This window comes from Protofrankia sp. Cj3, from assembly GCF_917627355.1.
GTDB lineage: Bacteria > Actinomycetota > Actinomycetes > Frankiales > Frankiaceae > Protofrankia.
In genome coordinates this window covers 1-9,125 of record NZ_CAKJTR010000185.1, presented here as the reverse complement: position 1 = coordinate 9,125, position 9,125 = coordinate 1, and the positions used below count along the sequence as shown (strand labels likewise).

Below are 9,125 nucleotides of genomic sequence, written 5' to 3'. Positions count from 1 at the left end.
GTCGTCGCCGGACTGACCCTGCCCTCCAGCAACGGCCCCATGGAGGGTGCCAACACGAAGACGAAACTGATCAAAAGGCAGATGTACGGCCGTGCTGGTTTCTCCCTGCTCCGGCAACGGATCCTGCTCTCATGAATATCTCTCACCGCCTGTCACCACCGGAATCTTGGCAGAGCCGGAAAGTTGACAGTCCCCGGCCCGCCTGGGCGTCGCCGCCGCGGGCGGGCGTCTTGACATCGCAGGCAAGATCGTCACTGCTCGTCGCTGAGTCTCTACACAGGGGTCGCCTCGATGAGACTGCTGGGCGAGCGCATGGGGATCACCCGGTTCAGCCCGAAGCCGGACGCGGTGAACAGGGCGGCGAACTCCTCTTCCGTGCGCTCTCGGCCACTGCCAAGCACCATCATGTTCAGGTCGATGAATTTGCCGGGGGCCGACTCGTCGCCAGGTGGGATCACCGTGTCAACCACGAGCAGAGTCCCGTTCTCCGCAATCGCCCGGCGGCAGTTGCGAAGGATCGCCTGGCACTCTTCATCCCCCCAGTCGTGCAACACCCACTTGAGGAGATAGAGGTCGCCTCCGTCGGGCACCTTGTCGAAGAAGTCGCCGCCGACCAGTTCGCACCGCTCGGCCTCGGCCGTTCCACGCATCCTTTCGCGGGCATTTTCGATGACGTATGGCAGCTCGTACAGCACGCCGACGGCGGTCGGTTGGGTGGCGAGGACAGCCGTCACGAAGCCGCCCTCGCCGCCGCCGATGTCCACCACCCGGGAGAACTTGGCGAAGTTGTAGACGTCCAGGACAGCGGAGAGCACGTTCTCGGTAAGTCCATGCATCGCCCGTCCCAGGTGACCGGCCATTTCCGGGTCGCTTCCGAACATCTCCCAGGCCGTCATGCCCATCGCCGTGTCGAAGGCGGGCTCGCCGGTCTTGACCGCATGGAGCAGTTCACCCCACGCCCGGTGATGGCTTTCGCTCAGTTCCATCAGCACGAAGGGGGCAAGCGACGCCGGTATGTCGGTGCGCAGCGTGGCCCCAAGCGGGGTCAGAGTGAAGCCCTCGCCGTCTTGGCGGAACAGGCCGATGCTGGCGAGCGCACGTAGCAGCCGATAGAGCGAGCGGGGGTGCGATTCAGTTAGCGTCGCGAGTTCCGCGGTGCTCCGGGGACCGTTGGTGAGGAGATCTGGGATCCCGAGTCTGGTCGCCGCGTGGATCGCGCGCGCGACCCAGAATTCGCTGATCATTCCTATGATCCGCTCGAAAGGCCGTTCCATGTCGGCGTTCACGGTTCTCCTCTAGTAACCGAGTTGGGGTGCGCCGCCCCCGGACGGGACTCAATCGATGACGATCACTAGCTTACCGAGCGTACCCGAAGCGAAGTCGTCCAGCGCCCGCGGCGCCTCGGCGAGCGGGTAGGTGCGCTGGACCGGGACACGCAGCCGCCCTTCGGCCGCAGCGGCGGCGAGCTTTGCGAGGGTGTCCGGATCCGGCTGGGCTATGACCGCCGTAGCGGACTCATCGGGCGTGAAGCTCAGCGTGGAGACGAGCCGACCCTTCGCCGAACGAAGCGAAGCGAGCTGCGCGCCGTCCCCGGCGAGGTGAAGGACCGCCGCCACGCCATCCGGTGCGATCTCCCTGACCTGAGCGGCCAGGCCGGCGGTGTAGTCGACCGTGTGTGCGGCACCCATCCGCCGAACGAACGCGGCTTCCTCGCCCGGGCGGGCAGTGGCGATGACAGTGGCCCCCCATTCGGCCGCGAACTGGATCGCGTACGAGCCGACGCCTCCGGTCGCGCCGGACACCAGCACGGTCTCGCCCCTGGACAGGCCCAGCGCGTCGACCGCCGTGCGTGCTGCTGTGGCTGCTAGACCCAGAGCTGCGGCATGCTGCGGGTCGAGCCCGTTCGGGACAGTCGCCCACGGGCTCTGCTCAGCGATCACCAGGTACTCGGCGAACCCGCCGTCGCCTAGAACCGGCTTGGCCACCACCCCGAAAACCGAGACGCCAGGGGAGACCCGGGTGACCCCTTCGCCGATTGCCTCGACCGTCCCCGCGAAATCCTTGCCGAGCACCACCGGGAAATTGTACTCGAAGATTCCCTGGAACATGCCGCCGATGGCGGCCAGGTCGAAACCGTTGACGGAGGAGGCCTTGACCCGGACGAGCATCTCGCCCGGTCCGGGCTGCGGAGTCGGCAGATCGACCGGCGACGGACCGGCTCCGACGGCGTCGAAGGCTACGGCTTGCATTGTGTATCCTCTCTTTGTAATGATCGAGAAATTGTCGTCGCACCCGGTAGCCGTGCTCAGGAAAGGCCGATCCCGGCGGCCTGCGCCCAGGAGGCCCCGATCGCGGCCATCGCGACAGCCAATTCGTCGTGGTCGCGCGGCGCGTAGAACATCACCGCCGTGTCGGGGAAGTCCGGCCTGCGGGTGATCGGATGCAGCTCCACCCAGCCGGCCTCGGACAGGGCGGCGATCACCGGCCGGGGCAGCATGAGGTGCAGGAAACCCGAGGTATGTACATGTCCGAATTCATCCCGGGTGGGCGTCAGAAACGCCTCCCACGGCCCTCGAGGTTCCCGCACCCGAAAGGCCAACGAGCGCGGATCGGAGACCTGACTGGGGCTTGTGAAGACACCGGACATCGCCTCCACCAGCGCAATGAGCTCGTCCCGGATGTGGGACGGTGAGAACTGTTCCAACTGGTCGTGCGGAATCGCCACACCAGTCGTCTTCGGGCGTCGGCCAGGTCGCGGCGGCAGTGCATACAGGTCTATTGACATTAGCGTTCCATGAACTCTCTCCGTGTTGGAACATTTTGTTCCCTGTGCGATTCTGGAGGGGATGTTTGGCATGACGGAAGACGGCACTTTGACGAACGTTAGGCACATTGATGTTCCCGTCGACGTGTCTGCGGATTTGGAGACCTGCCATCTCCGGGACGTGCTTGATCGGGTCGGCGACAAGTGGAGCGTTCTGATCATGGCTTTGCTGGTGAACGGTCCGCGCCGGTACTCCCAACTGCGGCGGGCCATCGACGGTATCTCGCAGCGCATGCTCACGCTGACCCTACGCGGACTGGAGCGAGACGGGCTCGTCTTCCGCGAGGTCACCCCCACCGCGCCGCCGCGGGTCGACTACTCGCTTACTCCTGTGGGCCGGACGCTCTCCATGAAGGCGAGCGAGCTAATCGCGTGGGCCGAGGAGCACCGCGAGCACATCGCGGACGCCCGGCGCCGCTACGACGAGAAAGAAGACTGAGGTGGACGACCTGATCCGAGCGCTCCGCAGTTCCCGGGAGCGACTCAAGAAGCTGGTGACGCCCCTTGCGGACGCCGCTCTGACGCGGCGGAGTCGGCGGAACACATCGTGGACCTACTCGAGGTGGACCTACTCGAGCCGACCGTGAGCCGATTTGGCAAGCCTGCCACCACGCCCGTGAGTGTCGCCGTCACCACCACCGAACCGGACTGCCGCATCCTAACGCTCGGCGTCCCGGTCTTGCTGACGGAGGCGCTGGGCACCGAGGATACCGCCCGGGATCCTCGAACTGCCGGCCGAGGCATTCATCCGCCTCGTCTACGGCCGTCTCGACCCGGCGCATACTCCCGAAGTCAGGACCTGCGGCATCGACCACGAACTCCGCCGAGCGTCTCCTGGTGTGTGACCCGTCGGCATGCCGGTCGGGTGGTGACGGGCACGGCCGTGCGAGCCGCTCAACCATCGGCACCTCTTGCAGGCCCACAGCTTCCGCACCGCGAGCGCCGGAAACTCGGCGGTCAGGTCGGGTGGCCGTGAGTGAGTAGCACGCTGACCATGTCGTCCCGGGTCGGTCCGCCCGTCGCGCCGCGACACCTGTCCTCGTGCCGGTCCGCGTCCCACCTGGATCGCGCCGCGGAGGGCCTTCCGAATCACGGTGGCCCGCCCCCATCCGGAAGGGCTTCAAGGATGCTGCTGTCCATCGGGCCGTCCAGCACCCGCTCCAGCCGCAGCCCGGCCGCCGCGAGCAGTGCGGAGTACTCTGCCTTTGTACGTTCCCGCCCGCCTAGCACGACGAGCATGGTGAAGTCCATGACCTTGCCGCGATGCGGCGTGTCCCCTTCGGGGACGACCTGCTCGACCAGTAGCAGCCGCCCGCCGGGCGCCATCGCCCTGCGGCAGTTACGCAGGATCGCGAGGGCCTGCTCGTCCGGCCAGTCATGGATGATCCACTTCAGGATATAGAGGTCGCCGCCGGTTGGCACGGCAGAGAAGAAGTCGCCGCTCTCCACCGTGCACCGCTCACCCAACCCGGCCGCCGCGATCCGCTCCCGCGCAGCGTCCGCGACCTCGGGCTGGTCGAATACCACCCCGGTCGCCTCCGTAACGGCGTCCAGCACGGCGCAGATCAGCGTTCCGTCACCGCCTCCGACGTCCACGATCCGCCGACCGGAGAAGACGGAGAAGTCGTAGGCCGTGACGAGCCCGCCGGTCTCCAACCGGCTGAACTCCGCCATCGAGGTGTTGAAGACCGCGCCAACCTCGGGGTTCTGCTGCAGGTACGCAAAGAGCGGAAGGCCGAACGTCTTCGGGAACGCGGGCTCGCCCGTACGCAGACTGTGCTCGGCGTCGGAGAAGACCCGGCCGAAGAGGCCGCCGCCTATGACCATGATGGACCGTACCGACAACGGATGGTCCGAGCGTAGGGGCGCCCCGATCTCGGTCAGTGCAAACCGCCCGGGCGCCGGCTCGGTCATCAGCCCGAACCCGGTGGCAGTCCGTAGCAGCCGGAAGAGCGCCCGCGAGTCGGTGGCGGTGGCCGTCGCCAGCTCGGCGACGTCCCGGGCACCGTCGCCGATGAGGTCACCAACCTTCAGCTCGGCGACGAGCCGCACGACGTGGGCGCGGATATATCCGTCGTGCGTTTCGAGCAGCTCGGCGACGGGTGACTTGTCGCCTTCGACGATCCGGCGTACCAAGGCAGTGTCGTGAATGTCCGTGAAGTGCGTGGCCAACCCACGGGCCAACCGCCAGGAGTGGACGAACGGCACCGTGCCCGACATCCCGCTGCGTGCTCCGCACATGTAGTGAACGCCGAAGACCACGACGCGATCGCCCTGCTCTATGAACTCCTGCGGGTCTGGGCGTAGCTCGCTGAAGACGGTCCTTGCCCGAGCCATGAACGCCAGGATCTCCTCATACCCCTTCTTGGTGCCGCCGAGGCCGTAGTCGACCATCCCGTCCGGATGGGTCCACTCGATGTCGGGGGCGAAGGCCGCTAGCGCGGCCTTATGATCGCGGCGGTGAAACGCCTCGTACGAGGCCCGGATGATGTCACTGTTGGACCGCATCGGCGGCCTCCTTCACCAGGTCGGGGAAGTGCGCCCGCAGGGTCCTGCTCAGCCCTTCGCGCCAACCGACCCCGCACCGGCCGATAAGCGCCCTCCGCCGGGTGTTGTCGAAAGCGTGGGTCGCTCGGTAGACCTCGCTGGAGGCGAACCGTGGCTCGATTCCGGCCAGCTCAGCCATGTACGTCAGCATGTCCTGAATGCCGACGGCATCATCGCCGGCCCAGTTGATCACTTGCACTGGAACGGTCGCGGCCTTCCAGAGCAGCGGCACTTGCCATACGACGTCGTCGGTGTGGATGGGGCTGCACAGGTTCTGTCCCCGCGGTGGCACTTCGATCGGCTCCCCGGCCAGCAACCGCCGGAACAGCAGGATCGGCATCCCGCCGTGCGAGTGCGGGCCGTACGCGACGTTGAGCCGCGCGATGGTCGTCGGCAGGTCGAGCGTGACGGCGAAGGCGCGGACAGCGCCCTCGGTGGCGAGCTTGCCGACCGGGTAGGTCGGCAGCCACGGCATCTGACCGCCGAGCGGATCCTCCTCCCGGACCAGATGCTCCGGCGATTGCCCCGCGTAAACCGCGCCAGAGGAGACATATAGGAACGCCTCGGCCCGGCGGCAGTGCGTCATCAGCCGGCCCGCGCCAACGGCGTTGATCTCCACCGAGGCGTCGAAGTCGATGCCGTCGCCACGGTGAGCGGCTGAGTGCATGACATGGGTGAAGTCGTCGGCAAGACCGTCGAGACCGTCCTCGGCCAGCCCGGCCATGTCCCACCGCCAGGTGCGGACGCCAAGGTCGCTCAGCTCGCGCTCGGCGTCGACGTCGGCGAACCGACCGAGGCACCACACCTCGTTGTTCTTGGCGAGAGCCTCGGCGACCGGCCGGGCCACCTGTCCGGTGGCGCCAGTGATGAGTATCTTCTTGCCTTCGATCACGAAGCTCCTCCTTCGCCGAGCGCGTCGGCCAGCTCTCGCCGCAGCGTCGCCTGGAACGTCTGGACATGCTCGGGGCTCATCAGCGTATAGTGCTCGCCGTCCACCTCGATGTAGCGGTTGGGGCGGCGGGTGAAGCCGTCCCAGTCCCGCAACTGCTGGTCGAGCCAGTCCTGCTTGGTGCCCCTGAGCGGTTCGCAGTAGAACACCCGCACCTGCTCGACGGCCCCGGACGGCTCGTAGGCGCGGCCGAGGTGGACCATCGACTGCGCGAGCGCCACCCAAGCGGTGAAGCCTTCCAGGTCGAGGTCGAGTTCGGTCAGCCGGCGGGGCGGCGCCTGCCGGATCAGGCAGGCCAGTTGCTCCTCCTCGCTCAGCGGCGTCAGCCGTTGCGTCAGTTCCTTGACGTCGTCCGCGCTGATCAGTGATAAGAACAGGGCCAGGTTGATCGCTCCGTCGGCAAAGGTGATCTCGTTCATCCGGCCGGAGATGCGCGGCGGCAGGTTGAAGATCCCCACGAAGGCGACCTGCTCCCCCTGCGCCTCGATGGCCTTGGCGATTTCGAAGGCGACCGCGCCGCCGTACGAGTAGCCCGCGACCGCGTACGGGCCATACGGCTGGGTGCGCCGGATCGCCGCCACGTAGCAGTCCACCATCTCGGCGAAGCTGCCGAAGTGGGTCTCGTCCTTGCCGAAGCCGCGAGCCCGCAGCGTATAGAAGGGCCGCTCGTTGACGAAGTACTTCGCGAGGTTGACAAATACCAGCACCTCGCCGAGCCCGGGATGCACGCAGAACAGCGGCGTGCCGTCCCCGATGACCTGCAACGGTACCAGCGGGTCGTAGCCGGAACCGGAACCGCCCGACAGGCGCCGCGCCAGCCCCCGCACGGTGGGGGCCTGCAGGATGGCTGCCACCGGCACGTCGGCCACGCCGAAGGTGTGTTGGATCTCCAACTTCAGCCGCAGCACGTCGAGTGAAGTGCCGCCCAGGTCGAAGAAGCTCGCAGCCGCCGAGAGCGCCGATGGTTCGACGCCCAGCACCCGGGCGTAGATTTCGACGAGGCGGGCCTCGGCGTCGCCGTCGGGCGGTACCGGGTCGCCCAGGAAACGGTGGGTCAGCTCCTCCACCCGCGCGACCGACGCGGCTAGCTGGCCGCCTTCGACGGCGCGGCGCAGCCGGGACCGTTGGATCTTGCCGAGGTTGCCGCGCGGAATATCGATCACGGTAATCGGCAGAATCAGCGAGGGCCGGAACCCCCACCGCATCACGGTACTGTTGCGGATCGCCACGATCGTGCGGTACAGCGTCGCGTCATCATCGAGCTTGGGGACGAACGCGATGGCGAGCTGTTCGCTGTCGCCACCCGGCGAGCGGGTCGCAAACGCGGCGACCTGCCCGCGAGCGACCCCGTCCAACTCTTCCAGCAGCGTCTCCAGCTCGTGGCTGGAGTAGTTGACGCCGTTAACGATGACGCTATCTTTGCTGCGGCCGGTCAGGCTGAGCCGGCCGTCGTCGAGGACACCCAGGTCGCCGGTCCGGAACCAGCCGTCGGCGGTGAATGCCTCCGCTGTCGCAGCCCTATCACCGAAGTAGCCGCCGGTAACCATCGGGCCGCGCAACTGCACCTCGCCGGCTTCGGAACGGCCCGGCCTCGGAGCCGCGGTGGTGGCGAGGACCGTCTCGTCGTTACCGACGATCCGGACCGAAAGGCCGCGCACCGGACGGCCCAGGGAGGCGAACTCGCCGTCCTCGCCGGAGGCGAACTCGGTGTTGAAGACGCTGCCCGCGCAGGTCTCGGTCATGCCGAAGGCGGGCACGATCGCGTCCGCGCGCAGCCCATACGGGGCGAGCACGTCGAGGAACCGGCGCACCGTGGCGGTAACGATCGCCTCGCCTCCGGAGATGATGCGCCGGACTGCCGACAGGTCGCAGTCCACGGCCGGCAGCCGCTGGGCAAGGGCCTGATTGACCTGCCCGAACAGGAAGTTCGGGGTGAAAGTGACGGTGACCCGGTACGCCGAGATCAGCTCCAGGAAGCGCGACGGGGCGGCCAGGACCGCCGCCGGCTCGGCGATCACCTGATCGGCTTCTGCGTACATCGGCAGCAGATGTGCCTCGAACGCGGCGATGTGGTCGTGGGAGATCCAGTTCATCATTGTGTCGGCAGCGGTGAACGCCAGAGCTTCGGCCTTGCCCGCCAGCGCGGACAGCAGATTGCCGTGAGTGATGCGCACCGCCTTCGACAGCCCGGTGGATCCGGAGGTCAGCATCAGCAGCGCCAGGTCGTCGGGCCGCGGTCGGTGGATCTGGTCGTCTGGCTCGTAAGCGCCCAGCTTCGCGAGCTGCGCGGTGCGCAGCCCGTCGATGCGGGGCAGCTCGGCATATGCGCCCTTGGACGCCACCACCAGCGGCCCGTCGAGCAGTCGGTTGAGGTGTTCGAGCTGCGCGCGCCAGCGGCTGGTATCACCGCGGACCGGCACGACCGGGCAGGGCACGAAACCGCCGAGCACCGCTCCCCAGAAGGCGGGGAGGAGGGCCTCTGGCTCGTCGGCCACGATCAGCACCCGGTCACCTGGTGACCTGCCTTGGGCACGCAGCCCGCGCAGCAGGCGCCGGGCGGGCTCCAGCAGCCCACTGTAGGACAGCCGCGGCCCGTCGACAAAGGTAATTCCTCGTCCCTCTTTTTCTCCCGCCAATTCTAAGAGATGCGGCAGAGTCTGCGGATAGACGGAGTTCGGCACCTGATGTCTCCAGAAAAAGTATGGAAGGGAAGTTGGCGTCAACCGGTCGAAGCAACGCCCGCATCGTGGTGGAGCAGGGGGGTTCGGTAAGCTGATCGCGATCGGGCAGGCTCCTCGCCTGCTC

At 67.2% G+C, this 9,125-nt stretch carries 8 protein-coding genes; 2 read left to right on the top strand and 6 right to left on the bottom strand.

What is annotated here, in order from left to right:
- Nucleotides 1-135, top strand: a 135-nt coding sequence (locus MJ783_RS19355; protein ID WP_239312341.1) for a transposase, incomplete at its 5' end; no start/stop codon positions are given.
- A 137-nt stretch (nucleotides 136-272) separates the two neighbouring features.
- Here MJ783_RS19355 and MJ783_RS19350 read toward each other — a convergent pair.
- The 3 genes from MJ783_RS19350 to MJ783_RS19340 are packed head-to-tail and all read right to left on the bottom strand — an operon-like array spanning nucleotide 273 to nucleotide 2,725.
- Nucleotides 273-1,286, bottom strand: a complete 1,014-nt coding sequence (locus MJ783_RS19350; protein WP_239312339.1) for an acetylserotonin O-methyltransferase — start codon at nucleotides 1,284-1,286, stop codon at nucleotides 273-275.
- Between the two features lie 48 nt (nucleotides 1,287-1,334).
- A complete protein-coding gene (locus tag MJ783_RS19345) occupies nucleotides 1,335-2,249 on the bottom strand; it encodes an NADP-dependent oxidoreductase (protein ID WP_239312337.1) in 915 nt (304 codons plus the stop codon).
- A gap of 56 nt (nucleotides 2,250-2,305) precedes the next feature.
- The gene (locus MJ783_RS19340) at nucleotides 2,306-2,725 is read right to left on the bottom strand and encodes a luciferase family protein (protein ID WP_239312334.1); all 420 of its coding nucleotides are present in this window, start codon (nucleotides 2,723-2,725) and stop codon (nucleotides 2,306-2,308) included.
- Nucleotides 2,726-2,909: 184 nt separating this feature from the next.
- Between MJ783_RS19340 and MJ783_RS19335 the strand changes: the two genes are divergently transcribed.
- Nucleotides 2,910-3,263 (top strand): helix-turn-helix domain-containing protein, encoded by a 354-nt coding sequence (locus tag MJ783_RS19335; RefSeq protein ID WP_239312333.1) that lies wholly within the window; start codon nucleotides 2,910-2,912, stop codon nucleotides 3,261-3,263.
- A 650-nt stretch (nucleotides 3,264-3,913) separates the two neighbouring features.
- On the opposite strand, the gene MJ783_RS19330 is transcribed toward MJ783_RS19335, so the two are convergent.
- From MJ783_RS19330 to MJ783_RS19320, 3 genes are read right to left on the bottom strand one after another with little or no spacing between them, the layout of a single operon-like run.
- The gene (locus MJ783_RS19330) at nucleotides 3,914-5,332 is read right to left on the bottom strand and encodes a methyltransferase (RefSeq protein WP_239312331.1); all 1,419 of its coding nucleotides are present in this window, start codon (nucleotides 5,330-5,332) and stop codon (nucleotides 3,914-3,916) included.
- On the bottom strand, nucleotides 5,316-6,263 hold the full coding sequence (locus MJ783_RS19325; protein WP_239312329.1) for an NAD(P)-dependent oxidoreductase: 948 nt from the start codon (nucleotides 6,261-6,263) through the stop codon (nucleotides 5,316-5,318). The genes MJ783_RS19330 and MJ783_RS19325 overlap by 17 nt, the downstream gene beginning before the upstream one ends.
- The gene (locus MJ783_RS19320) at nucleotides 6,260-9,001 is read right to left on the bottom strand and encodes a non-ribosomal peptide synthetase (protein WP_239312327.1); all 2,742 of its coding nucleotides are present in this window, start codon (nucleotides 8,999-9,001) and stop codon (nucleotides 6,260-6,262) included. The genes MJ783_RS19325 and MJ783_RS19320 overlap by 4 nt, the downstream gene beginning before the upstream one ends.
- Nucleotides 9,002-9,125: the final 124 nt, after the last annotated feature.

Excerpts from the sequence above, each read along its gene's own strand:
- MJ783_RS19345 (WP_239312337.1), bottom strand. The coding sequence starts at position 2,249 with ATGCAAGCCGTAGCCTTCGACGCCGTCGGAGCCGGTCCGTCGCCGGTC.
- MJ783_RS19330 (WP_239312331.1), bottom strand. The coding sequence starts at position 5,332 with ATGCGGTCCAACAGTGACATCATCCGGGCCTCGTACGAGGCGTTTCAC.